Origin of the sequence: Flavobacterium resistens, assembly GCF_900182645.1 — a bacterium.
GTDB lineage: Bacteria > Bacteroidota > Bacteroidia > Flavobacteriales > Flavobacteriaceae > Flavobacterium > Flavobacterium resistens.
On record NZ_FXTA01000001.1, the window covers coordinates 798,051 to 822,786 of the forward strand.

General features: G+C 33.1%; 38 protein-coding genes. 28 read left to right on the top strand and 10 right to left on the bottom strand.

The window, feature by feature from the left end; translation table 11 throughout:
- The first annotated feature begins 9 nt into the window (after positions 1 to 9).
- The 10 genes from FN795_RS03335 (at position 10) to FN795_RS03375 (ending at position 5,069) form a co-directional block, all read left to right on the top strand.
- Positions 10 to 855 (top strand): ATP-binding protein, encoded by an 846-nt coding sequence (locus FN795_RS03335; protein ID WP_142449361.1) that lies wholly within the window; start codon positions 10 to 12, stop codon positions 853 to 855.
- The gene (locus tag FN795_RS03340; RefSeq protein WP_142449362.1) at positions 855 to 1,304 is read left to right on the top strand and encodes a helix-turn-helix domain-containing protein; all 450 of its coding nucleotides are present in this window, start codon (positions 855 to 857) and stop codon (positions 1,302 to 1,304) included. The genes FN795_RS03335 and FN795_RS03340 overlap by 1 nt, the downstream gene beginning before the upstream one ends.
- Positions 1,279 to 1,923, top strand: a complete 645-nt coding sequence (locus FN795_RS03345; RefSeq protein ID WP_142449363.1) for a hypothetical protein — start codon at positions 1,279 to 1,281, stop codon at positions 1,921 to 1,923. Before FN795_RS03340 ends, FN795_RS03345 begins: the two co-directional genes overlap by 26 nt.
- Before the next feature lie 21 nt (positions 1,924 to 1,944).
- Positions 1,945 to 2,346, top strand: a complete 402-nt coding sequence (locus FN795_RS03350) for a hypothetical protein (protein WP_142449364.1) — start codon at positions 1,945 to 1,947, stop codon at positions 2,344 to 2,346.
- 2 nt (positions 2,347 to 2,348) lie between these two features.
- Complete coding sequence (locus FN795_RS21400; RefSeq protein WP_154275397.1) at positions 2,349 to 2,492, top strand: hypothetical protein; 144 nt, start codon at positions 2,349 to 2,351, stop codon at positions 2,490 to 2,492.
- Entirely contained in the window at positions 2,486 to 2,815 is a 330-nt protein-coding gene (locus FN795_RS03355; RefSeq protein WP_167498048.1) for a hypothetical protein, read from the top strand. The genes FN795_RS21400 and FN795_RS03355 overlap by 7 nt, the downstream gene beginning before the upstream one ends.
- 15 nt (positions 2,816 to 2,830) lie before the next feature.
- Positions 2,831 to 3,526 carry a DUF3164 family protein gene (locus FN795_RS03360; RefSeq protein ID WP_142449366.1) on the top strand — a complete coding sequence of 232 codons (696 nt, stop codon included), beginning with the start codon at positions 2,831 to 2,833 and terminating at the stop codon, positions 3,524 to 3,526.
- A 126-nt stretch (positions 3,527 to 3,652) separates the two neighbouring features.
- The gene (locus FN795_RS03365; protein ID WP_142449367.1) at positions 3,653 to 4,003 is read left to right on the top strand and encodes a hypothetical protein; all 351 of its coding nucleotides are present in this window, start codon (positions 3,653 to 3,655) and stop codon (positions 4,001 to 4,003) included.
- A 162-nt stretch (positions 4,004 to 4,165) separates the two neighbouring features.
- Positions 4,166 to 4,498, top strand: coding sequence for a hypothetical protein (locus FN795_RS03370; RefSeq protein ID WP_142449368.1), 333 nt, complete (start codon positions 4,166 to 4,168; stop codon positions 4,496 to 4,498).
- A gap of 136 nt (positions 4,499 to 4,634) precedes the next feature.
- A complete protein-coding gene (locus FN795_RS03375; protein WP_142449369.1) occupies positions 4,635 to 5,069 on the top strand; it encodes a hypothetical protein in 435 nt (144 codons plus the stop codon).
- Between the two features lie 63 nt (positions 5,070 to 5,132).
- Here FN795_RS03375 and FN795_RS03380 read toward each other — a convergent pair whose 3' ends face one another.
- Together FN795_RS03380 and FN795_RS03385 are read right to left on the bottom strand one after the other, a co-directional pair.
- On the bottom strand, positions 5,133 to 5,504 hold the full coding sequence (locus tag FN795_RS03380; RefSeq protein WP_142449370.1) for a hypothetical protein: 372 nt from the start codon (positions 5,502 to 5,504) through the stop codon (positions 5,133 to 5,135).
- An 11-nt stretch (positions 5,505 to 5,515) separates the two neighbouring features.
- Positions 5,516 to 5,944, bottom strand: coding sequence for a hypothetical protein (locus tag FN795_RS03385; RefSeq protein ID WP_142449371.1), 429 nt, complete (start codon positions 5,942 to 5,944; stop codon positions 5,516 to 5,518).
- 126 nt (positions 5,945 to 6,070) lie between these two features.
- On the opposite strand from FN795_RS03385, the gene FN795_RS03390 reads away from it, so the two are divergent.
- From FN795_RS03390 to FN795_RS03405, 4 genes are all read left to right on the top strand, one after another.
- Positions 6,071 to 6,910, top strand: coding sequence for a hypothetical protein (locus FN795_RS03390; protein ID WP_142449372.1), 840 nt, complete (start codon positions 6,071 to 6,073; stop codon positions 6,908 to 6,910).
- Between the two features lie 16 nt (positions 6,911 to 6,926).
- Positions 6,927 to 7,739 carry a hypothetical protein gene (locus FN795_RS03395; protein ID WP_142449373.1) on the top strand — a complete coding sequence of 271 codons (813 nt, stop codon included), beginning with the start codon at positions 6,927 to 6,929 and terminating at the stop codon, positions 7,737 to 7,739.
- A 128-nt stretch (positions 7,740 to 7,867) separates the two neighbouring features.
- On the top strand, positions 7,868 to 8,344 hold the full coding sequence (locus FN795_RS03400) for a hypothetical protein (protein WP_142449374.1): 477 nt from the start codon (positions 7,868 to 7,870) through the stop codon (positions 8,342 to 8,344).
- Positions 8,345 to 8,425: 81 nt separating this feature from the next.
- Complete coding sequence (locus tag FN795_RS03405; RefSeq protein WP_142449375.1) at positions 8,426 to 8,656, top strand: hypothetical protein; 231 nt, start codon at positions 8,426 to 8,428, stop codon at positions 8,654 to 8,656.
- Here the strand turns inward: FN795_RS03405 and FN795_RS03410 are convergent.
- The 8 genes from FN795_RS03410 to FN795_RS03445 are packed head-to-tail and all read right to left on the bottom strand — an operon-like array spanning position 8,653 to position 14,469.
- On the bottom strand, positions 8,653 to 9,441 hold the full coding sequence (locus FN795_RS03410; protein ID WP_142449376.1) for a phage head morphogenesis protein: 789 nt from the start codon (positions 9,439 to 9,441) through the stop codon (positions 8,653 to 8,655). The genes FN795_RS03405 and FN795_RS03410 overlap by 4 nt on opposite strands.
- 11 nt (positions 9,442 to 9,452) lie before the next feature.
- The gene (locus tag FN795_RS03415) at positions 9,453 to 10,724 is read right to left on the bottom strand and encodes a phage portal protein family protein (RefSeq protein WP_142449377.1); all 1,272 of its coding nucleotides are present in this window, start codon (positions 10,722 to 10,724) and stop codon (positions 9,453 to 9,455) included.
- 1 nt (position 10,725) lies between these two features.
- On the bottom strand, positions 10,726 to 11,226 hold the full coding sequence (locus FN795_RS03420) for a phage morphogenesis protein (RefSeq protein WP_142449378.1): 501 nt from the start codon (positions 11,224 to 11,226) through the stop codon (positions 10,726 to 10,728).
- On the bottom strand, positions 11,216 to 11,647 hold the full coding sequence (locus FN795_RS03425) for a phage protein Gp36 family protein (RefSeq protein WP_142449379.1): 432 nt from the start codon (positions 11,645 to 11,647) through the stop codon (positions 11,216 to 11,218). Before FN795_RS03425 ends, FN795_RS03420 begins: the two co-directional genes overlap by 11 nt.
- Before the next feature lies 1 nt (position 11,648).
- Positions 11,649 to 12,125 (bottom strand): hypothetical protein, encoded by a 477-nt coding sequence (locus FN795_RS03430; RefSeq protein ID WP_142449380.1) that lies wholly within the window; start codon positions 12,123 to 12,125, stop codon positions 11,649 to 11,651.
- Positions 12,122 to 13,717: a hypothetical protein gene (locus FN795_RS03435; RefSeq protein WP_142449381.1), complete on the bottom strand. Its 1,596-nt coding sequence runs from the start codon at positions 13,715 to 13,717 to the stop codon at positions 12,122 to 12,124. Before FN795_RS03435 ends, FN795_RS03430 begins: the two co-directional genes overlap by 4 nt.
- Entirely contained in the window at positions 13,710 to 14,168 is a 459-nt protein-coding gene (locus tag FN795_RS03440; protein ID WP_142449382.1) for a terminase gpP N-terminus-related DNA-binding protein, read from the bottom strand. Before FN795_RS03440 ends, FN795_RS03435 begins: the two co-directional genes overlap by 8 nt.
- Before the next feature lie 13 nt (positions 14,169 to 14,181).
- Complete coding sequence (locus tag FN795_RS03445) at positions 14,182 to 14,469, bottom strand: oxidase (RefSeq protein WP_154275396.1); 288 nt, start codon at positions 14,467 to 14,469, stop codon at positions 14,182 to 14,184.
- Positions 14,470 to 14,644: 175 nt separating this feature from the next.
- Here FN795_RS03445 and FN795_RS03450 point away from each other — a divergent pair, with 175 nt between their 5' ends.
- The 14 genes from FN795_RS03450 (at position 14,645) to FN795_RS03515 (ending at position 24,736) form a co-directional block, all read left to right on the top strand.
- Complete coding sequence (locus FN795_RS03450) at positions 14,645 to 15,646, top strand: HK97 family phage prohead protease (RefSeq protein ID WP_142449384.1); 1,002 nt, start codon at positions 14,645 to 14,647, stop codon at positions 15,644 to 15,646.
- A 31-nt stretch (positions 15,647 to 15,677) separates the two neighbouring features.
- Entirely contained in the window at positions 15,678 to 16,520 is an 843-nt protein-coding gene (locus FN795_RS03455) for a hypothetical protein (protein WP_142449385.1), read from the top strand.
- Position 16,521: 1 nt separating this feature from the next.
- Positions 16,522 to 16,818, top strand: a complete 297-nt coding sequence (locus tag FN795_RS03460) for a hypothetical protein (protein WP_142449386.1) — start codon at positions 16,522 to 16,524, stop codon at positions 16,816 to 16,818.
- A 1-nt stretch (position 16,819) separates the two neighbouring features.
- The gene (locus FN795_RS03465; protein WP_142449387.1) at positions 16,820 to 17,233 is read left to right on the top strand and encodes an N-acetylmuramoyl-L-alanine amidase; all 414 of its coding nucleotides are present in this window, start codon (positions 16,820 to 16,822) and stop codon (positions 17,231 to 17,233) included.
- Positions 17,202 to 17,714, top strand: coding sequence for a hypothetical protein (locus tag FN795_RS03470; RefSeq protein WP_142449388.1), 513 nt, complete (start codon positions 17,202 to 17,204; stop codon positions 17,712 to 17,714). The genes FN795_RS03465 and FN795_RS03470 overlap by 32 nt, the downstream gene beginning before the upstream one ends.
- Before the next feature lie 3 nt (positions 17,715 to 17,717).
- Complete coding sequence (locus tag FN795_RS03475; RefSeq protein WP_142449389.1) at positions 17,718 to 18,893, top strand: DUF2586 family protein; 1,176 nt, start codon at positions 17,718 to 17,720, stop codon at positions 18,891 to 18,893.
- Positions 18,893 to 19,312, top strand: coding sequence for a hypothetical protein (locus FN795_RS03480; RefSeq protein ID WP_142449390.1), 420 nt, complete (start codon positions 18,893 to 18,895; stop codon positions 19,310 to 19,312). Before FN795_RS03475 ends, FN795_RS03480 begins: the two co-directional genes overlap by 1 nt.
- A 79-nt stretch (positions 19,313 to 19,391) precedes the next feature.
- Positions 19,392 to 19,976 (top strand): hypothetical protein, encoded by a 585-nt coding sequence (locus tag FN795_RS03485; RefSeq protein ID WP_142449391.1) that lies wholly within the window; start codon positions 19,392 to 19,394, stop codon positions 19,974 to 19,976.
- 223 nt (positions 19,977 to 20,199) lie between these two features.
- Positions 20,200 to 22,032, top strand: a complete 1,833-nt coding sequence (locus tag FN795_RS03490) for a hypothetical protein (protein WP_142449392.1) — start codon at positions 20,200 to 20,202, stop codon at positions 22,030 to 22,032.
- Entirely contained in the window at positions 22,032 to 22,631 is a 600-nt protein-coding gene (locus FN795_RS03495; RefSeq protein WP_142449393.1) for a DUF6046 domain-containing protein, read from the top strand. Before FN795_RS03490 ends, FN795_RS03495 begins: the two co-directional genes overlap by 1 nt.
- 86 nt (positions 22,632 to 22,717) lie before the next feature.
- Entirely contained in the window at positions 22,718 to 23,596 is an 879-nt protein-coding gene (locus FN795_RS03500; protein WP_244289937.1) for a DUF3568 domain-containing protein, read from the top strand.
- A complete protein-coding gene (locus tag FN795_RS03505; protein WP_142449395.1) occupies positions 23,596 to 24,099 on the top strand; it encodes a hypothetical protein in 504 nt (167 codons plus the stop codon). Before FN795_RS03500 ends, FN795_RS03505 begins: the two co-directional genes overlap by 1 nt.
- Entirely contained in the window at positions 24,100 to 24,468 is a 369-nt protein-coding gene (locus FN795_RS03510; RefSeq protein WP_142449396.1) for a hypothetical protein, read from the top strand.
- Positions 24,446 to 24,736 (top strand): hypothetical protein, encoded by a 291-nt coding sequence (locus FN795_RS03515; RefSeq protein ID WP_142449397.1) that lies wholly within the window; start codon positions 24,446 to 24,448, stop codon positions 24,734 to 24,736. The genes FN795_RS03510 and FN795_RS03515 overlap by 23 nt, the downstream gene beginning before the upstream one ends.

Here is a 24,736-nt window from a genome sequence, read left to right on the forward strand (position 1 = left end):
CCTATAAAAATGACACATCAAAACAAAATACAAACAGTAGAAGCATTAGAGAGATTTATTATCCAAAAAGGATCTGCAAATAAAGTTGCAGCAGGGATGGCTGGAGTATCAGCCGCATTATTATCACAAATGCGAAATCACAATTGGGACTTGATTTCAGACGAAATGTGGAGAAAAGTGGCAAAGTACGTTGGAGTGACTGCCAATGGCTGGAATTATGCTGAAACACGTAACTCAAAAGATTTATTACAATTTTTTAATGATAGTCAACAATTCGCCCTTGTAATGGCTATAACTGGAAAAGCGGGAGCTGGAAAATCGGAAACAGCAAAAAAATATGAAGAAGAAAACAAAAACGCCTTTGTTTTATCATGCAATGAATACTGGGATAAGCGTTGGTTTCTTCGTGAGTTACTGGGTAAAATGGGAAAAGATCATGCAGGATTGACGTTGCCAGAAATGATGCATAAAGCAGTACAACTTTTGAAGTCTTTAGAATCTCCGGTTATCATTTTAGATGAAGCTGATAAACTTGCGGACAATGTTCTTTTATTCTTTATCACTCTTTACAACGCACTTGAAAATCATTGTGGAATTGTACTTATGGCAACTCACTTCTTAGAGAAACGAATTAAAAGAGGTGTTGCAATGGAGAAAAAAGGATACAGAGAAATTTATAGCCGTGTTGGACTTCGCTTTATTGAATTAGAAGGAACTGGCTATAGTGATGTTGAAAACATTTGCCTTGCTAACGGTATTGAAGAAAAAGACATTATCCGAACTATATCAAAAGAATGCGATGGTGATGTACGTAGAGTAAGAAGATTAATTTTTTCACATAAAAGAGCATCTTAATGGAATTTAGAAATCACCCCCTTATCGCTGGACTTAGAATAAATGAAGATGGCACTGAAATTTACTATCAAGGTGTTTTATTAAAACCTTTTGTAAATGATAAAAATCGCAAGAATCCCACTTTAAAAGTAAATTTTATAAACAAAGCTCATTCAGTCTCAAAATTGGTTTGTGAAGCTTGGAATGGTTTAAGAGCGAATACAGGTTTAAGAGTAAGTAAAATTAATGATCTAGCAGATAATCATTATTCAAATTTAGAATGGAAAGAAGGTTCTTCCAATGGTGTAGGTGTATTTAAACAGAAATTAAAGCTTGAAGATACGGAGGAAATTACTGAACTAATTAAGAGTAATAAACCAATAAAAGAGATCGCAAGCGCTTACGGAGTACATGATGCAACAATTTATAGAATCAAAAGAAAATATGACCAAAATAAAGAAGATCAATAGAGCTTATTCAGTTTCAAATGTTCTTTCTAAAAAATTTAATCCGCTTTCCTTCTCAGGCGATTGGGAGGCAACACTTGGAAAACCTGACAAAGCCTTTTCAGCAATTATATGGGGAAATACAACGAATGGTAAAACCGAAGCAGCGATAAAACTTGCTAAGTATTTAACAAATTTTGGAAAGGTTGCATACGATTCTTTGGAACAAGGGCTTTCGGCAACTATTCAGCAAGCTCTTATAAGAAATCACATGGACACTCTAGGAAATTCGTTCATTCTGTTAGATCGTGAGCCATTTGATGACTTAATTGAACGAATGAGCAAACCGAAATCACCGGATTTTCTTTTTATCGACTCTGTCCAGTACACACGAATAACTAAAGCACAGTACTATCAATTAAAAGAACTGATGCTCAAAAAAGGAAAAGGAATTATTTGGATTTCACAAGCTAAAGGAAAACTACCCAAAGGATCACTGGCTGACGATATAATGTTTGATGTCGATTTGAAATTATGGGTTGAAGGATTCAAATTATTTCCTGATGGAAGATTAAACGGAGGCGGTGAGCCATTTGTTATATGGGCTCAGAAAGCGGCTAAATATTGGAAAGAAATTATTTAAACAGCATTTAAACACTTAAAAATGAAACTAACAATTAAAAAAGAAACACCAGAAGATTATTTAATGAGCCATTTAGAAATATGCAAAAGTAAAGAAGACCTAATTCTCGCTTTTTGGATGTATTGGGTTGACAGCGTCGTAACGAATGCGGTAGAATTTCAAAAGGTTTTATCGAGTTCAGCAGTAAATAAATGGTTTTTACTTGAACTAAGAAAACAAGAATTAATTTTTAAAATGACAATATCTGAAGATCCTGAAATCAAAGGACGTGATAGAGATTGGCTTTATTGTAAATGTATTGCAAAATTAATGTCTCGCTTCCCCAAATCATTAGTTGATTTTGCTAAAAAAAGAGAACAAAAAGAACAACCAATAAAAATCAATGGTCGTAAAATTTTAATCCCAATCGAACAACAAAATTAATTATGACAACACAACAATTGAAAAACAAAAAAGCAGAATTAGAGCAATGGTTAATTGATAATCCAACTCACCCAAATCAGTTAGAAATACAACGAGACTTAAGAAATATTATTGATAAACTAATAGAACAAAAGACAAAATGCTAAACACCTATATGACCGAACACGAAGTTCAAAACCGCTTAAACTTCCTAGATGTAATAAACTCTTTTCTTTTCGAAGATATTCCAGTTGAAATTAAAGGCGTGACACTATATAGAAAACGAAACATTCTAACCGATGGTGAAAAAATTTGCATAAGTCAGGAAAGAGCATCCCTAAGAGATTTTATCTCACACAAAAACGGTGAAATCAATGAAAAACAAGTAAGAAATTACAAAGTTTCTCAAAAAATTGAAGACAAGATAAACGCCTGTGTTATTATCATAAAACAAACCAACTGGCATAAAACCTATAAAAGAAATTACTAAATAAATCTAATTAATATGAATTCAAACACTATAGAATCAAATATAAATTTATCAAGTTTTACCCCTGCACAACTAAAAGCGGCACTTGCTGAAAAAGCGGCTAAAACAGCAGAAGACAGAACAGCATATAAAGAGCTTGTTGAACAAACTGTTCCTAAAGTGCTTTTTGAACTGGCTATAGCATCGGAAACATTGTCAAAAGCAAAAACAGAAGCTTTTAAATATTTTGAAAATGTACTCCAAATTAAAGCTAATCTCTATGGAATTAAAGAAAAACAAATGTCTCATACATTTTCAAGTGAAGAAGGCGAAATAACATTAGGTTTCCGAATCAATGACGGCTGGGATGATACAGTTAACACTGGAATAGCAAAAGTTGAAAATTATATATCTTCTCTAGCAAAGGATGAAGCGTCAGGCTCTCTTGTTAAAATGGTTTTTAATCTCCTTAAAAAAGACTCAAAAGGAAACTTAAAAGGTAGTAGGGTTTTAGAACTTCAAAAACTTACAAAAGAATTTAATAATGATGAATTTACTGATGGCGTTGATATTATTTCGAAAGCTTATAAGCCTCAAAAATCGGTTTATTTCTGCGAAGCTTCAACCATTAAAGATGATGGTTCTAAAGTATCGATTCCACTTTCTTTAAGTTCAGTCGATTTTGTTTCAGGTTATCAATTCGATTTTCATAATGAACCAGTCAAATCTTAGTACAATCGTTTTGTTAGTAATCGTAATTGTGCTAACAAATTGGACACGAATAGCCACTTTTAAGGAGTGGCTTTTCTTCCGAATTAAAATGCTTTACAAACATCATCAAAACAGTAAAAAATAATTATGAAAAAAGCATACATATATACTGGTTCAGGTTCCGCAATTGATGATTACAATAAGCCTAAAACAGAACTGGCAAATATAGTTCTAGGAAATCAAACATTACAAGAAAATAATTGGGGATTCTTTGATAATAAGAATAAACAACACAGAACAATACTGTCACAATTGCGGACATTACAATGGATTACAAAGTCAAAAAACAATAGTGAAATACCTGATATCAAGCGATTGAGTGATTTTTTAAAGAGCGAAAATTCACCAGTTAGCAAGCCCCTTAAAAAAATGACAGTCGTCGAGCTTTCAACTATCATTTCATGCTTCGATTCAATTATAAATAAAAAATTTAAATAATTATGAATGCAATTGTAATATCATGAACAGTTTTAAAGTAGAAAAATGCCCACACAATAATCGAGTACTGAGAGTTATTGAAAGTGTCGCAACCTCTGAAAAAACAGTACTCATTTGTAAAGATTGTGAAAAACAATTATCAGAACCTAAAACAGATTGTATATGAAAATAGATTTGAAACTTGCGCCGGAAGTGTATATTATAATAAGCGCAACATTACAACCAATAAACAATACAAAACCACAAACAAGAAAGGAAAAATCAACATTGTCAATTGCAATTGATGTACTTGATAAAATCGAATCAAAAGCGAGTTCATTTAAAAAACAATCGACTTTGTTTGATGCAAAAAAAAAGGTAAAGATCACTTTCAAACATCATGAAGCTGATATGTTAGAAATTATTTTAATTGATCAAATTAAATATGTTCAAGATGATTTTATGAGGCTTCAAATTCAAAACACAATTAATCTTTTAAATCAAAAATTAGTGTAATGCATAAGAATATCAAGAAAAGAAGACCGGTATCAAAGACCGAAACGATTTTTGAAACTGACACGCGACTAAGAAAAGAAGCTGTAGCCATTGCGCAAAATTTCGTACATGTTAAACCAATTAAATACTTACTGAAATGAGTCTTGTTAGAACATATACCGTAAAAATGCAATCAGGCGATATTTGGCAGTTTAAATACAATTTAAACGGTGTTTTAATATTCTTCAGTGTTTTAGATGGTGATTTAACAACTAAACAAGAGAAGTTTCTTTATCTCGATGGTAAATTTCCATGGAAAGAAGATCATATTAAATTGTGGTCAAAAAATTATAAAACAACGACGGTTGAAATTGGCGAGCCGGATCTATCTGTTGCAAACTTTTTAAAATTGTATCCATACAATCCTTTATCAAAAAAGAAGATAGTTACTGAAAGATTTAACAAATTAAAAGAAGCAGAAAAAATTAGGCTATTTTTAAGAACACCTGAATATATAAAGGAAAAAAACAAGCAAAATGAAAGGTTTCCTTATGCTGAAGTTTATATTCACCAGCGTTGGTGGGATCAATAAAAAAGCGACTCACAATTAGGTGAGTCGCTTTTTTATTGCTTAATTTTAACTGATTGTGAATTACTAAATATCAATTATATCATTAAAGATATCATCAATTCCGTAAACCACATTAAATAGAATATCATACAAATCTTTGAAAGTCTCGTAGGCTTCTTTCGTTCCTATTTCTTTAGTACTATATCTAGCGTAATTTACTTTTATACCCCATTTGCGATTACTCGCAATTTGATCTATAGTGTCTGGTATTATTTCATTTTTAGCATCAGGAAAAAAATCAACTATGAATTCATCATCCCAATCACCAAGAATTTTTTTGATAGACCACTTATATTTATTATCATACAAAAAGTAAAATTCATTCTCCTCAGGAATTACATTTGAAATCTTTTCTCTTTGAGCTATAATGGTGTTTAAAACTAAAACTATTTTCATATTCTTATAAATTATTGTGATATTGTGTCGCCAAAATTGGAGACATCTAAATTACGTACACATTCTTTAAGTTCACTTACTAAGCTTCTTTTCTGAGGCTCTTCTAATTTTGCTGGATTACGAGTAAAATTATTAATTTTTTTAAGTTGATCAGGTAGTTTGTCTTTTAGAAACTTGTTTCCTAATATATGACCTTCTATATCATGGAGAAGGTTTATAACTTCTTCCTTTTGCTCAGGAATTGTCGTTCTAAAATCATTAATTTTTTCAATTTTGTATTTCAAATCAGATAAAGTGATTTGATTTGAATAATTCAGTATGAAGTTAAATGCAGTTTTGATTTTATCCTTATTGGTTATGAAAATATAGATTGCCAGACCAGCTGTGACAATCGTCATTGCATTTGCAATGAAATTAATGATGAAATCGAGTATAACCATAATATTTTATCTATCCAGCAAACATAAGCAATATTCTTAAAACTGAATGATTGTATTTTGTATTTGTAATAATAATAGTATTATTAAGCTGTTTTTATTATGTTTGTTTTCAAAAAAAACTAACGAATGACATTTGCCGATTTATTTAGTAATTTAATAGAATCATCGAAAGAACGCATAAAAAATCCGCTTTTTAGTTCAATCCTTTTTTCTTTCCTCATTTACAATTGGAGACCAATTATCTTTCTTTTGTTTTCTGAGCAACCTATAGAAGAGAAAATTATAGTTATCAATCATGTTTATTGTTATCCCTTAGCTATTCTACTACCAATATTATTCGGAGTTATTTATACGAATTATGTACCATTATTAATGGTACTAATTGACAAAAATCTAGAAGATCCAAAAAAGGAAAAAATCACAAATTTTTATATTCATAAAAACCATAAAACTGAAGAGCAAATTGAACTAGCAAAAAAAGAATTTGAACTTAAAAGCATAGAAAGTGGAAATAAGGATCGTGAAGAAATGATAAAAGAAAAAGATTTACTAAAGAAAGAAATCACGGTTTTAAAAAATGAACTTCTTGATTCAAATGACGGTAATTCAAAAATAATAAAGGATTTGAACTCAACCATTAATTCTTATCAAGCTACTATTGGAGAAAACACACAACAGATTCAAAAACTACAAAATTCTCAAAGGACAGTCAGTAATGATCTCTATAACGCTTATAATAGTATTCGCATAATAAGTGATTTAAATGCCGAGGATATTAAAATTTTAGATGAACTCCGTGACAAACCTGATCAGAAAGAGAAAACAGTCCACTCGATTTATGACTATACTTCTGTAGAAAGATTAAAAAAGCATAAATTAATTGAAGAAGTATCATTAAGTAAATACTCTATAACATTTAATGGTCAGAACATTTTAGATATAATTGAATCAGCAAAATTATTCTGATTTATAAATTAAATTAATGATGACATTTCCAGATTTATTTAAAGAATTAAATGATACAGCAAAAGAACGAATAAAAAATCCAATTATAGGTGCTTTTATTTGCTCCTTTCTTGTATGCAATTGGCAGCCGATTTTTATTTTGTCTTTTTCTGACATGTCAATTGAGGAAAGAATTGAGTTCATGAATACCAAATGGAAAATACTTCTTCCAATATGTATTTCAATTGGTTATACAGTATTAATCCCTTTAATTATGATCGGTTTAGACTATATATTAATGCCAATGAAGCGAAAGCGAATAGCTAATATCTACCAAAATAAAGGTTTTACTACGGATAAAAAAATCGTGCATGCTGAAAAAGAATTTCAATTAAAAAGTGCTGAAAGTGGAAATAAAGATAGACAAGCTCTTTTGGATCAAATAAAATCTTTAGAAGAATCTAAAAATCAAATAGAAGGTACTAATAATAAAATTGTTTCAAACCTTACGGAAAAATTAGAGGAGGCTAATAATACATTTAGTGAAACTGTAGAATCAAAAAATCAAAAAATTTCAGACTTACTTGTAAGTCTGAACGAAAGTCAGAGTAATTTCACTTCAATTAAAATTATATTAGAAGTTATAGTACAACTAGATAAGTTTGATATTCGAATTATTAAGCAGATGGGAGAAAGTTATTATAATTTAAATTATGTAACTCACATTCCTGAAGACCGACTTCCTATTCTAACAGAATTAGGGTTAGTTGAAATGAAGCATAATAATTACACTCTAACATCTTTAGGACAACAATTATATTCAGTAATCAAAGAAATGACAATAGAATAATTAATCAATAAAATAATAACATGAAAATAAATATTTTTCTGAATAGGATAATAATTATAGGCATTTTTACAATTTCAATAACTTGCAAAGCTCAAGATGTCTCACCATACTATCCGGCTAAAAATGTTGTGAATGATCCATACGCCTTTACAAGTCAAATCACTTATTTCGACATGAATTACATTTCAAATAATATAAGTGAATTTTTAACTTATAGAATGAATATGACAGTCACAAAAAGTGACAACACAAAATTACTTCACAATGGCGGTACATACTCAATAACTTATACAGACAAAATCAGTCAATCAGGAAATGAGAAACTGATATTTAGTTACGATGTCGGATTGATTGACAATGTGTATACAATTAAGAATCTAAAAATAACAGGCTCAAAGGATCGATTGATTTCATTTTTTGTTGAGTTTTGGCAGACAAGTAAAAATTTTACAGCTCCCGCCGGAAATGCAGATGTTTCTCTCTTAACTGGTCAAGATGTAGCAAAGTTTTACTTTAATAATGGTAAACCATACATTGCAGTCATAAATAATACATTTAAATCGATAGACGAATTTAAAGTGTACTTTGAAAAGCTTAAGGTATAAAAAAAACCACTGTAAAAAGTGGTTTTTTTTTTGGGGTTTAAGTCCGTTTGAAAATAGAAATAACTTACATATATTTGCCACATGACACGCAAAGAAAGACTTACCCAAAGAAACAACCAAGTAAGAAAGCTTTTCTACGATCTACAGGCAAAAAATCCTAAATGGCGTATTGATGCTATTATTGAAGAGGTTGGCAACAAAACCTTTTTAGCCAACAGAACTGTTGAAGCTATAATCAATTATGAAGGGATCTACAATGATAATGCAAAACCAGTAGAAACTTCTCAAATTTCCTTATTTCAGTTTATTTAAGAACTTAATAGTGTAGTTGCCATTTCTTCGGCTTCTTTTATTTCATCACTATTTAAAGTTTCTTTATAAGCAATTTCACCAAATATTTTTCCAGTTAAAGCTGCATTGTTTTTGAAGCTGTTTTTAATATCAAAATCAGGTACGAAATCACTAGGTTCTTCGTCTGTTTGCTCAACATCGCATCGACAACCCCAATCAATCGGAGTCATATGCGTTTTCCAAAATGGATGATTTATTGGCAATATAATACCATCTAAAGCACGGTGTTTCTCACGTGTTCTCGAATCATGTATTGCGACGTATTTCAAGTTTGGATATAAATCCGAATCAGCTTCAAAACTTTTCCATCTTTCTGCATTGTTGGCGGTTGCGACTGTATGATGATATTCCGTTTTTAAGTAGCGCACATTATATTCCTCGCTTACTTCTAATGCTTTTTTTCTGTACTTATTCCAAGGAACAACTTCGCCACTTTCAGTTAGAAATGATTCTAATTGTTTTCTGAAGCTAGTTTCTTTAAATGCGGAAAATAATGCAATATCATTTTTTAAAGAGCGTGCAAGATCTGTATCATAAAATACTGAATCAGTATTATAACCGACATTTAAAGCCTCGCTTAAATGATCGAAGTAATATTGAAATAATTTGTTTGTAGCTCCTTTGCTTCCCAATACACCGTCAAATACTTCACGAATGTAGCTTTCAATTAGCCTGCTAAAAATATTATCACTTTTCAATTCAATTGAGCTGTGTTCGTGATCACAGCAGTGGGAACGATAATGCATTTTTAGCAGGCTTAAGCCTTTCCCGTGGCAGTCTTTTCTTTTAGCGGTTTATCTTCAGACGGCATTCTTTCAACTTCGACACCATAAGTTTGCTCAACATATTGTTGTTTAAGAACGTAACCATTACCCATTAATTCAGTATCGATTTTTATCTGCTCTTTTGGATCTACAGTTTTTTCAATAGTGATCTTTGCATTTTCGGGAATTTTGTAACCAATCATCCGCATTGCCGGAACAAGTCTTTTGTTTAAAAAAGACAGCATTTTCTTTTTATCAGATTTTACAACTTCTTCCAATGTGTTTTCGTGAACTTCACCCTGAGATCTGCTAGAACCATTTTCAGTAGTCATTGTTTGATGCAAAATCAATTTTGACAATTCTTTGTCTAATGCTTGAATTTTCATATAAAATACATTAAAAGCATCTGTTTTAGAATTCTCTTTTATTTCGACTTCTGTACCAATTGGGAAAACTCCGTAAGCGGCACTTCCCATTTCTTCAAGCCAATTAGCTACTTCATTTTTTACAGCATCACTTTGTGAAGCTATCTTTGCAATTCTAATTGGCACACCGAATAATTCTTCAAACTCATCCCAGCTTCCCCAACTATGGCGTTTTAATATTGTATAAACTGCAGCTTTTTCAAGTATTCCAATATTGTTGTAAAATTTGGCATATAGCAAAACGTCATTAACCTCAGAAACATCAATTCCGCTGTTAGCATTGATATCAGATAAAAGTATTTTTTGTCCAGGAATATGGAGACCTCGATCAATCAATTCGACCTCTCTAATATTACCTTTATCAAAATCTTTAATAAAAATAAAGGTTTCACCTCTGTAGACTGATTTATGCGCCTCATCAAGAACCATATCAAACCATTCCTTGTCTTCAATGAATTCTGATAGTCTATCATCTTTAATTCCATTAATAGTAAAGATATAATTCTTATTTGTTGTTCTTAAAGTGCGATCTTCTGTAACAGCCGTTAAATGTCCATCTAATAAGGTATCATCATAAACTTCCTGCATTTGGTAGTTCTTAGGTATTTCTGATTGATAGAAGGCATATCTTGCCGCTTGCCAATCTGTAATTTCTTTTCGCCACAAACGGCGCTGTCTTCTAATTACATCAACCATAAGATTTGTGATCTTACTTATATTTTCTGAATCTTTACCGGATAAACTTACCGTTTTACCAAAGGCATTTCCTGAAAAATTTAATCTGCTGTTGCTGATAGCTATTTTTGCTTTCTCTTGTAATTTGTTAAAAATTGATTTCATATTATCTTAGGAGTTTGTCCAGTTCTTTTTTTATTTTTTGGCTTATTTGATTATCTAAATATTTGGACTTACCCATAAATTGACGTTTAGGCATTCCGTCAAGACCTTCGTTGTGACGTCCTGCATATTTCTTTGTAGTTCTAAAATTTACCTGACTGCTGGCTCTGATTATATTGTATTTAAAGGAGTTTATAAGTTTGTCGCCTCCGGTATCATGTCCAACTAAAATTGCCCGATTAACATCTCGAAGTCCAAATTTGGTTAAGCTTCCGGCACTTCTTCCATTTCTATTTGTTGAATACCTCGTTAAATCCCTACCGTTTTTATCAGTGGTTTTTCTTTTCTGCCATTTTTCAAGTCCGGTATCATTAAAACCCTGATCCCTGAAATTCTTCTTAATAAACTTTAAACCTTCAACGCCTATAATTCTAAGTGCTTTATCGGGCAGTTCTTTAGCGGCTTGATTAAGCAGATTTTGCAGATCAGTTAAACTACCAGCCATTTTGATAGTTTTTTCGGCTTCCCAATTTCAAAAATGTAGCCGGACTATCGGGATTTCCATCTCCGTCAGTATCTATTTTCTTTGGCGGTAAGTCCGGCTTTAATTTACCTGTAGAAACTTTTTCAAGCCACAACATTGCTTCATCATAACGTAATTTTGTAACCTCGTTAATTGCCTTGTTTCTTCGGGTGTATATGTCAAAAATAACCAGCCCTTTTAAGTGTCGTAATAATGTTTTATTTCGATCATCTCCTGTTGCGTTAAATATTGCCTCAACATCGTAATACTGGAATAAATAACCGCTTGCGAGGTCGATATCTTCCTCAATTATTTCATTAACAATAGCATCATCACTATTGATAATTTTATTAATGATTTCCTCAACTCCCACAGTTTGTAATTCGGATTTTTCTAAAAACATATCATTCAGTTATTTTGAGTTTTTTATAATTGTATTTGGGATTTACGGATCTGTAAATCATAGTTTCAAAAGAAAGTCTGTAGCTCATTATTTCTTCTCCTTCTTCGACTGGTTCTTCATTTACAAGATTCAATGGTTTAAATTGATCCCCTTGAAAACCTTGAAGTTTTTCGACTATCTTGTCAATAATGTCAATTTCAATTAAACCGTGTTCAGGATCTGAGGTATTGTTGTACTGTTCCATCCAGCCATCTTTGCAATAAAATGTAACATCGAGTGTGCAATTTCCTTCCTGCTTTTGCTCAACCATCATTGCCCATGTAATTGACCTTATTTCTATAAGTGCCGCCGTAAAATAACTTGGATAGTTTTCTTTTCCATTACTGAACTGTTTTCGCTGTAAATCGATAAGTTCTAATTCGGATAAAGTTGCGAGACTTTCTTTTACTTTTATGAATAATTCTTTACGTGGTGTCATACTCTGCGTTTCTTTTTTTGTTTACCTATAAGTGGTTTCGTACTGCTGTTGTTTTCTTCTGTAGAGTACCCAAAAAAAGTTTGAGCTAAAGTGATTGCTCTTTCTAAAGTATCAGCAGGATCATCACCCGTGGCGATTCCTTTTTCGAATGCTAAAATCAATTTCATGAATAGTTCATAATCATCTGAACGTTCCTTTAAAGTCTCATCCCAAAAAAGTATTTTTCTAAATAAAGCATTACCAATACCTGCTGCAATTCTATTATGTTTATCGCCATCCTGATGCATTGGCATTGGAATATTTGGACATTTATTGTCTTCAGCAGACTGCAAAATAATTGGTGTATAAACTGCCTGTTGAGCCGCTGTTGCATCAAAGAAGCCCATCATGTTATAACCTCTCTTTAAATACTTTTTAAACCATTTGTATCTGACTTCCATTGCTGAGTTTATTTCACATTTTTGGCAAAAAACTTCTAAAACAAACAGCTTAATTCCTTTGATTCCTAAAAGAACTCCTGCTTTATAGTCTCCTGTACCTGTATATGATAAATCCCAGTGATCCAAAAGACCGTCAAAAACTTCGTTTTCAGCTATACGAGTATGAATTATGGTATCAGCTTTAAATAACTTTCCTTCCTCAACTGGGTTATTAAAATCTTCTCTTTGAGATGTGTAAAAGTCATCATCTTCAACAATGTTTATTACGTCTTCTCTGCTATATCTTTCATCCCATGAAGGTTTCCAATTAGTTAATTTTCGACAATTTTCTTTCGTTATATTCTTTGTAGCCAAATCGACTTTACTTAAATCATAATGACTACTTTCTTTGAATTTATCTGTTAGAAAATCAATTAAACCATCTTTTACGATATAGTTGTTTGGAATTATAAGACGACCTCTTTGTTTGTGAAAAGCTTTTTTTAAATCTCCAGTTATTTTTTCGCCGTACTTTCTAATCATAACAGGGTTTTTGGCTCGATCTCTGTCTTCACAATCATCAACACTTGCGAAATCAGGACGATATTGACCGAAACGAAGTCCTCTAAAAGGTTGGTTTAAACCTAATGCTTTAAAAAATCTGCCGTCCTTAGTTTGAAATTCGCCATCTGCCCAATTACCATAACTCAACTGAGATCCAAAATCTTTAATAATTCGCTCATTACTTTCTAAGTGCATTTGTAAATCACTTAAAAGGATTTTGGAAAGCCCTTCATTAGCACCAATTAACACTGCAAAGAATAATTCGTCATTTTCTTTTAGGTGTAATATGTTACCAACATTTGTATGAATCGATTTTGCCGCACCCCTAAACCATTGACGAAATTGTCTAATTTTGTTATCATGAAAAACCTTCTCATAACTCGCCTGATGAAATTTTGAACTTGGCGCATCAGCCAAAGGCATTCCTGAATTAACTCCAAAATAGTAATCGAAAAATTCAACATAGTTCTCAGGTTTTAATAGATGTTTTTTTCTATGTTCCTGTTGATCTACAGTCTCATTTTCTAAAGATTTAGACGTACTATCTTTAATCATTTTGGAAAGCATGAAATATCTTTCCTTCGCTTCTTTTAGTTCCGTTTTAGTCATTTTGAAGTAGTTCGGTTACATACCTGTCGAAGTATGGTCTAATTGTCTTAATTTCTTCCAATAATTCATCTCGTTTTTTACCTGTGTTGTTACCTGCTTGTACGATCATCCATTGACTAAAACCGTCTATACTTTCCATAGTATAAACCGCTTTCTTTTTTGAATCGGAAATACGGTCAAATGCAGCAACAATTTTTGAAACATCATCAGCTTTGTATGGTAGTGGCTCTCCTTTTTCAATGGCTAATGCCATTTTAAGTGTAAGATTTCGAATGGTTGAAGGTTTTAAACTATTTAAATCTTTTTCATCCTGCCAATTGTAATCCTCACGCCATTTCGATAATGTTTTAATCCCTACGTCAATGATTTCAGCAATATTTGTCATAGAAAAACCCTTGACAAATAAATCTTTTCCCTGACTTTTTTTGTAATCACTTTCGGAGGCTGTCATTCTGCCTTTTGTTTTATTGGTAGTCCCCATTAATGTTTAGATTTCCGTTTTCTTCAAACTTTATGTTATTAATTTTCATTCCGTCATACTGAAGATTCTTTTTGGCTTCAATTAAGAAGGGCAAAAAATCATCTTCATTTAGCATGTTGTTGATTCCCACACCCAGCTCAGGAAACTCTTTGTAATCTCCCTTATTTGCCAATAAAATGTGCTCTTGATGCTGGTTGTCTGAATAGTCTATTACAATATCCCCGTTTTGAATATCTAAATCCCCTGTTTTGTTTAAAAATATATCAGTCATGAGGCAAAATTCGATATATAATAAGGCTCTAAAAATTTACTTCCCAAGCCTTGTAAAGTTTTGATACAAAGCTTGTTTGTTTTTAGTACAACCATTGATCCCGTATTTTTTTTTGCTTCAAAAACGCTTCAATTTTGCCTCATCAAACAATCAGAAACACGTAAAATAATTGCCAATGACGTACGATTTTGTAGTTAATACAGAAAATGTTAATGAATATAAATTCAGGGTTCTCACAAGCGGTATTGATTACCAACAGTATCTACGAAACCCCGTAGTTCTTTATATACACACAAGAGAAAATAAGGACGATGAAAACAGAGGCAGTGAGGTTGTCGGCAGATGCATTGCGCTAAAAGTAAAAGGCACAGATTTAATTGCTACGATCGAGTTTGATGAAGAAGATCCTTTCGCTAAAAAGATTGCTGGAAAAGTTCAGCGAGGTTATCTAAGAATGACTTCAATATATGCTGATGTTATTGAAACCTCAATGGATTCTGAACTGATTTTAGAAGGTCAGCTTTATGCAACCGTAACGAAATCAAAACTGGTTGAAATATCAATTGTGCCGATTGGCGGAAATGATGATGCACTTAAGCTTTCAAAGTTTGGGTTTGATCCGGTAAAACTAAACAAAGTAAATACTAATAAAACTGAAAATATGTCAAATTTTAAAACAATTGCTATTGCATTATCATTAGGCGCTGATGCTGATGAAAGTGCCATTATTCAAACATTTCAAACTGTGAAATTAGCCAAAGAAACTGCGGAAGCAAAGGTTAAGGATCTTGAAACTAAAATTACTCAGCTTGCTAAAGACGAAGGTACAAGTTTAATTGAAAAAGTCATTTCATTAGGCTTAATGAATGAAGCTTTAAAAGCTGTTCAATTATCAGCTTATGAGGCTGATCCAATTGGACAAAAAGCAATTTTAAGCAAACTTATCACTGATCATGAATCGGAAGCTGGCAAAAATGGAAACCATACTGTAATTAAGGAGGTAGTCCTTAAAGGTAAAACTGCTTTTGGTGCTGTAACTGATACAGAAGAAACATTTGACTATTTGCAAAAATTTGATACTGTTAAATTGGGCAAAATCAGAGACGAAGATCCAACGAAATATACTCAGTTAGCAAAGGATTATGCCAATGGGGTTAGACATCCTGAGAAGAAATAAATCAATTAATCATCATTAAAAAAAAATATAAATGGCAGGTTTACAAAAAGAAGTATGGGTAGCAGGTATTCAAGAGAATCCAATCCCGAATAATAGTTTTGTTTTCGCATCTACTGACAAATCAGAGTACGTGGAAAACAATAAGTTACATCTTGCTGAAGCAGGTTTAGAGCCGGGCGTTCACGAAGATTATTTTGCTGGTAATGAAGACGATTTACCGTTAGCAACAATTGAAGATATCCCGAATGAGGTTTTATTGAAAACCTATTCTACTGAAAGAACTAGACACAGAAAGCTTCAAGAAATCGAATTGTCTTACAATAAACGTCAGTCAGTTTTAGAGCGCCATAAAAAGGCTTTAGCAAAGAACATCGGTTTAAGAGCAGCGCATTCTTGGTCACCAGCTCAGAACAATACCTTCAACAAAATTGCACTTGTTGGCTCAGGTTCTATCATTGATACAATCATTGATATGGAAGCGTTTTACAATGGCTTGGATATGTTTGAGAATCTAAACATCTGTCTGACTGCTTCCCACATGGCAAAAATCAAAAAAGAAGATGCGAAACTTCATAAAGAAATTTTGAATACTAATGTAATGTATGGCTTTAAAGTTTTCCGTTACAACAAAAATGCGATTTACACTTCCGCTGGTGTAAAAAAACCATTCGGTTCTGTATTAGAGGCTGGCGATAAAATGTGCTCATTTACTTGGTGTTCAGATGAGACTTTCAGATGCTTAGGAGATACTGAAGTTTACGAAACTTTAGCAACTGCCGCAACTCAGGCTGACGAAATTTCTTTTGCTCAAAGAGCTTTAGTAGGTAATATTCGTGCAACCAATCCTAAATATTTAGGAGCAATTTTGGACTAAGATGTCAGACAAGAAAAAAAATCAAGTAAATGCGTCAATAATTAGTGATGCATTTGCCGAAAAAGTAGAAAACTATTTTGCTGAAAATCCAAAGAAGAAAAAAGTATATGTTTCTTCAGACGGCTATCTTTTTGAAGTTAAAAAGTTCGCAACCAATCACGGTGACACTTTAGAAGATAAAGAGATTATAACCGCAAAGAATCCACTTCAAATTGATGTAACGATTGAAGAAGAGGAAGAAGAAGAAGATCCGACTCCGCCTTCAGGAGTTGCGGCAACACAAAAAATCACACAATAAAATGGCAAGAAATATAAAGTATTTAGCCGTGCATTGTACGGCAACTTCTCAAACTACGAGCATTAGCGCAATTCAAAGCTATTGGCAAAAGCAATTAGGCTGGAAAATGCCCGGCTATCACTTTATAATCAAGCCCGATGGCGAATTAGTTCAGCTGTTGCCAATTGAGCAGGTTTCAAACGGTGTCCAAGGTTTTAATAGTCAAATTATAAATATCTCCTACATCGGAGGCGTAGATCAAAATAATAAACCCGTTGACAACCGGACACCTGCTCAAAAAGCAACACTGCTTAAAAAGCTAAAAGAGTTAAAAGTAAAATATCCACTCGCAAAAATTCAAGGTCACAGGGATTTCCCAAATGTTCACAAAGCATGTCCGAGTTTTGATGCCATTAAAGAATATAAAGATGTATAAGACAATACTGTTAATTACGTTAGTTTGTTTTTGCTTTTTGACTTCCTGTCGTTCCAAACGACAGGAAACTCAAAAAGTTGAGACCACGATCGAAACAAATCACGAAAAAATTGTGACTTATAAGGACACAATTTTATTTACTCCAAAATCAGAAACCAGCTTAAAAATTGCTTCTTCTGAATTAGTGTTTAAACCCCGTTTAAATAAGGTTGAAAAGCCTAAAATATTTACTCAGAAAAACGGCAATGCAACTGCCAAAGTAGAAATTCTGCCCGATCATATTTCTGTTACTGCCACATGCGATAGTTTAGCAATTGTAGCCAAAATAAAAAATCAGTTTGAAAAAGAGTACCGGAATAAATTATTAAGAGATAATACCCAAAGCTCCAAACAAAAAGGTTTTACTTTCTTAAATATGCTGTTGATGTTTATAATCGGATTTGCGGTTTGTTATGCATTGAAATGGCTCAAATTAATATAAGATATGAGTTTACCAAATATAAAATTTAATATCTCCAGTAGTGGCTTAGGGCTTTTACAATCGGACATTCAGAAAATACCAGGAATCGTTTTGACTGGTTCAACTGTTACCGGATCAAACAAGGTTACTGTAGGCAATTCTTATCAAATATTTTCACTTGAAGAAGCTGTAAATCTTGGTATAGAAGAAACCGGAACAAATGCCTTTGCTTACAAACACATCAAGAGCTTTTATGATGAAGCAAAGAAAGGTGCTGAATTATGGTTTATGCTTGTTGCTTCAACAGTTACTTTGGAAGATCAAGCCGATTTAACCGAAAGCTTTGCAAAAAAATTATTATCTGATTCAGGCGGTAAAATCAGAATCCTTGGTCTGTTGAAAAAATCAGGAACGACCGAAACCATTACAAACGGTCTTGATAATGATGTTCATTTAGCAGTTCCAAAAGCTCATGCATTAGCACAAGACTTCAGCGATCGTTATTTCCCTGTACGTGTCATATTATCAGGAAATAAGTTTGATGGAACAGTTGCAAACCTTAAAGATTATTCAACAACTGAATATAATAAGGTTTCGATTCTAATTGCAAACAACGACGGCTCAAAAGAGGCTTCTGTCGGTTTAGCATTGGGAAGATTAGCAAGTATTCCAACACAAAGAAAAATTAGCCGTGTAAAAGATGGTGCTGTAGAACCTTTTGCCGCATACTTTACAAATGGCGAATCGATTTCGACTCTTGACACCGCTTGGGATGCTATCGATACCAAAAATTACACGTTCCTTAGAAGCTTTGCAAATAAGTCCGGCTTTTACTTTACAGGCGATAAAACATTAACCAAATCAACTGACGATTTCAACAGTCTTGCACGAGGTTTGGTAATGGATGAAGCTGTTTTGATCGCTTATACAACTCTTGTTGAAGAGCTTTCTGATGAAATTCCCGTAACGGAAACTGGAACTATTCATCCTGCAATTATTAAAGGCTGGCAAAATTCAATTGAACAGCAACTAAAAGGGCTTATGGTTGAAGAAGGGAAACTTTCAGGCGTTAAGGCATACATCGACCAAAATCAAGACGTTTTAACATCTAACAATGTTGATGTACAGCTTCAGCTTTTACCAGTTGGATATAGCGATTTCATAACTGTGAACATAGGATTCACAACAACACTTGAATAATGGCAGGAACATACAAAAGTCAAAACTATTCTTGGAATGATATTTCAATAGCTTTTGGTGGTAGAATCGTTGAAGGTATAGAGGAAATCGAATACACTGCAAAACAAGAAAAAAACGTTCTCCGTGGTCGTGGTGGAAAAGGTCATAAAATCACAAGAGGTAACAAGGATTTTGAAGGAAAAATTACTTTATGGCAAAGCGAAATTGAGGCTATGATTGCCGACGCTCCTAATCAGGATCTTCTAGCCTTAAGCTTCGATATTATTTGGAGTTTTACGCCAAATGACGGTGGAGCAACAGTAACAGATGTTCTGACAACTTGTGAGGTTAAGGAATACAAGAAAGGAATGAAACAAGGAGATCAAAATATGCTTGTTGAATTACCGATTATTTTCCTTGACGTTAAACACCAGCAGTAATCTAAAAATTAATCATTCAAACATTTAAAAACCATTCTTTTTCGAAAGAATGGTTTTTTTTAAAAAACAAACAGAAATTATGAGTACAAAAAATATTGCAGTAATTGCAGCAGGTCAACCGACAATTACACCAGCTATAATTGCAGAATGGAAAGAAAAACACGGAGCTGTTTACGAATTACCAGTTGATGACAAAACCGCTTATCTGCGTGAGCCAAAAATGAAAGATTTCAAAAGAGCTTTTACGGCTATGACCAACGGCGGAAATTTAGCCTTTGGTGAAGAAATGATCAATGTTTTATTTATTGGCGGTGATGAAGAGATCAAAACAAATGATGATTACTTTCTTCCGGCACGTAAAGAGATGAAAGATTTCTTCAATTTTGATGAAGCTGAGATCGAATCAGAAGGCAACAATTCAATTATCACAATCGGCGAATACAAATGTAAGGTGCGAATCATTACAAGAAATGATATCAAACTTGCTGAGAAGAAAAACCCAAGCGATAAGCCTTTCGTAACTCAGGAAAAACTTTTTGAAGCTGTATGCCTTGAAAAAGACGAAGCTTTTAATGATCGAGATAATGCATCGATTAGATTCCCATTATATCAGGCTATTGAGAAGTTGCAGAACAAAAAATTTGCCCTGCTAAAAAAGCTTTAGACGGGGCTGTTATTGATCCTCGTGACACCTCGTCTTATGAACTTGCTAATACAAGTCCTGAAGGAAAAATTCACATAAATATAAGGCTGTTTGATGCCTATTTAAAATATTATATGCACATAAGAAAACCTGAAAAACTGAGCGATTCTACTTGGTGTGAGGAAATTCAAAATCTGCATTTTATAAGAACAAAAGAAAAAGAATCCTCACAAAGTTAGATGTTATGACTGCTTACGAATTCATGGTTAAATTAAAAGATTATGCCAGCAACGGATTAAGGCAGATTGCTTCATCAGTTGGTCAGAGCGTCAACAATGTAAACAATTTAAATAACGGTCTTAATAATACTGTAAAGGTTTCCGATAATTTAAAAAATTCTTGGAATAAATTAAAAAGTCTGGTCACTAGCATTTTTGCGATAACAGCGATTTGGTCATTTACTAATAAAGTCGTGGAGGCTCGGAGTGAGTATGAAAAATTTAATGCCGTATTAGTAAATACATTTCAATCGGATAAGGTTGGAGCAGCAGCTTTAAATATGTTGAATGACTTCGCTACTAAAACACCTTTTGCGCTTAATGAGTTAACCGGATCGTTCGTCAAACTCGTCAACCGTGGTGTACTACCCACTCAAGACGAAATGACAAAGCTGGGTGATTTAGCATCATCACAAGGAAAAGGCTTTGACCAGTTAACCGAAGCAATGCTTGATGCTCAAACGGGCGAATTTGAAAGATTGAAAGAGTTTGGTATTAAAGCTTCTAAAAGTGGTGATATGGTCAAGTTATCTTTCAAAGGTGTTACAAAGGAAGTAAAAAACAATTCCGATGCCATTACAGAGGCACTTTTACAGTATGGACAAATGAAAGGAGTTGCCGGATCAATGGAAGCCGTGTCTAAAACATTAGGCGGCAAGATTTCAAATCTCGGTGATCAATGGAATACATTTTTAGTTCAGGTCGGAGGAGAATCGGGCGAAATATTTACCGGAGTACTGACAGTTTTGAGTGTTGGACTAGCTTTTTTAAGCGACAATTTAAGTTACATCTCAGAATGGTTTTCGATACTTTTTGAAATGATACAGCCTGTTATTATAGCACTAAGCGAATTTCTAAGAGTAGCTTTCGGCATTAATGAAGCAAGTGACGCTCTTGGAATGTTTGGAAATGCTATGGTTGGTGTTTTGCTTGTAGTGGACTGGTTAACAACTGGACTGAGAACCGTAATTGATATTCTTTCTCCTTTTGGCAGAGAGATATTAATAGTAACTGGTGCATGGTGGTTGTGGAATAATGCAATTGGAGTTTTTAACGCTTTAATGCTTGTCAATCCGGTTACTTGGATTGTATTGGGAATTATGGCTTTGATTCTTGTTATCGGAATGGTAACAAAATATACTAGCGGTTGGGGCGAAAGCTGGAAGCATACCGTTAACGGCGCAAAATTTCTTTGGCAGACTTATACCGATTACGTTAAACTCAACTTTACAGCACTGGTAAATACTTTAATGATTGGTATTGATAAAATTAAACTTGGCTGGTATAAATTCAAAGATGCCGTAGGGATGGGCGATTCAGGTGAGAATCAAAAAATGATCGCTCAAATAAACAACGATGTTGAAGCAAGAAAAAAAGCCATTTCAGACGGCTACAAAAAAATGCTTGACAGCGCATCAAAAGCCAAAAATGAATTTAGTCAGGTCGGGATCAAAGTTGATACTAACGGCATAAAAAAAGACTTCCAATCTTTAAAAGACCGCTTCAGTAATGCTGGCGGGAAAAAGGATACCGGAACAGGAGCTTATGACGATTATTTAGCAAAAAATAAAGGTTTGGCTGGTGGAGCTGGCAAAGGTACGGACACAAAGGACAAAAAAGATACTATCGTATCGGGAGGTTCTAAAATGACACACATAACGGTTAACATTGGCAAGCTTCAGGACGATACAAAAATCTTTGTTGAAAATACAGAGAAAGGAATTGAAAGCTTAGGCGAAAAAATTCAAGAAATGATTTTGAGAGCTGTCAATAGTGTAAACCAAATGCAAACTGACTAATGGCTGAATTTAATATTAAAGAAATCCTGATAAGAGCGGCATTTGATTATGTCGGACCACATTTTCCACAATGGTGGAAAAAGAACAAAATAAAATATGGCTTGCCGGATTTGGGTGCAATAAACTCAAAACAGCTTTTAGGTGCAAAGTATTTCATGCAATTAAAGTTGTCCTATAAAGGACAAATGTACATGCTTCCAAATGAGCCATTAGTTTCTATTGGACTGACTAAAACAATTGTCAAGACTGTTACAGTTGGTAAATACAAAAAAGGAACTGTAAAAGAATACATCAATACAGATGATTACATAATCTCAATAAAAGGTGTTTGTGTCGACAAGTATGATCCTGAAGTTTACCCTTCAGATCAGGTTAAGGCTCTTGATGAATTGGTAAATATCAATGATGCGCTTCAAGTGGAGGAAAATGCTTTTTTCGAGCTTTTCGGGATTAGAAGTATCGTCATTGAAGATATCCAATTTGATGAAATGATAGGCGAATCAGGAATGCAGAGATACACAATTAAAGCAATCAGCGATACTGATTTCTTTGCTGATTTAAACGAAAAGGATCAAACAAAAATTAACTTATTAGCATAATGTTTATACTCGAGGGAAAGGTTGAAATAGGCGATTTTACTTTTAATGCCGTAAATGATATTGAAATAACAAAATCAGTTGAGGAAATGGGAGATACCGCAGTTATTAAGCTTCCTACACGATTTAAAGTAAAACAGAATGGCGAACAAAAGTTTACTGAAAATGCAATTAAGGTTGGCGATCCAGTAACAATCACTTTAGGATATGAAGGTAAATATTCAGGTGTCGAATTTACCGGATTTGTAAAAAAGATAAGTCCTAAAGTTCCTCTCGAAATTCATTGTGAAGACGCTATTTGGCTTTTAAGAAGAAAAAAAATTACTAAAACTTGGGAAAAAACCACAATGAAGGAAATTTTACAGGAGGTAGTTAAAGACACTCCTGTGAAACTTGCCGATCGTATTCCGGCTGTTCAACTTAATAAATGGATTATAAGGAATGCAAATGGTGCACAAGTTTTAGAAAGTTTAAAAAAAGATCTTTTGATGTCTGTTTTCATTACAGATGAAGGAAAACTTTATTGTGGCTTACAACAATTAACGAACATTGGGCAAACAGTTGTTTACGATTTGAATTATAACCTTGTTGAAAATAATCTAGAATTTAAGAGTAAAGATGATCGGAAAATAAAGATCAAATACACTTATATAGATACAAAAAATAAGCGTCAAAGTATTGAGGTTGGTGATCCTGATGGCGAGCAACGAGAATACCATACTTCTGTGATTTCGGATTTGAAAAAACTTGAAGAAATGGCATTAGCTGAAATTGAAAAGCTTAAATACGATGGCTTTGATGGTGATATTACAAGTTTTTTAATTCCCTATGCAACAAGAGGAATGAAAGCCAAATTTATTGATAGTGACCACCAAAACCGTGAAGGCAATTATTTTATTAAAAAAGTTGTGACAACATTAAGTACAGGAGGCGCAAGAAGAAAAGTAACAATTGGAAATCGTTTATAATGAAAAAGGAACTACAAGACGCTTTAAGAAAACTTAAAAAAAGAGATGTAGACACTTTTCCAGTAACAGTGATTTCAGTAAATAAAACGCAAGGTACATGTATTGTTTCTGATGACGAGATTGAATATACAGACGTACAATTATGCTCTATCATTGATGGAAAAGAAAATAAGTTTTTTTTGTTTCCAGTGGTTGGAAGTTCTGTTTTAGTCAGCCCGATTAATGAAGATCTTAAAAGGTTGTACATCGAAACTTATTCAGATATAGAAAGTTTAGATCTGAATATAAAAGCAGTACAATTTAAAGTTTCTGAAAAAGGCTTTTTATTAAAAAAAGAGAATGAAACGCTCAAAAGTTTAATTGCTGAATTAATAACAGCAGTTGAAAATATGAGTTTTGTTGTAACTACAAGTGCCGGAGCTGGAAATACTACAACATTAATAAATGCATCACAATTTTCGGCAGTTAAAGAAAAGTTTAATCAGTTTTTAAATGATGTTTAAATGGATAATATTTTAGTTTATATCTCTTCAATTCTAACTGCCATAGGTGGCACAGGTTATTTTACTTTCCTTTTTGCAAAAAGCAAATATAAAGTAGAAGTATTACAAGCCCAAGAAAATGCTGAGTCCACTGCAATTGATAATGATATTAAGTTATCAGGTCATTATAAAGAAATTTTAGACGATCTGAAAAACAGGTATGAAACAAGATACAAAGAGTTTGAAGATCTTATGAATCGTAAAATTTTACAGTTGGAAGAAGAACTAAAGCTAAAAGACAGAAAAATTAAGCTTCAACAGCAGGAAATTATTGAACTCAAACGAGAAAACAGAACCTTAAGAAAACATGCAATTAACCGTACTTCATAATCAAAACTTATTTGACATTGCTATTCAGGAGAATGGCAATGTTTTGACCGTTTTTGAATTAGCATTATTAAATGGAATGTCGATCACCGATAATATCGAGCCAGCACAAAAAATAGAAGTTGTAAAAAGCCCTTTAGTGTTTCCTGAACTGGTTGATTATTTAGCAGTAAAAGAACAGGTAGTCGCTACAGGCGGTATCGATACTTTAGAGGTTCGACCAACCGGAATTGGTTTTATGATAATCCAAAATGATTTTATAGTAGGATAA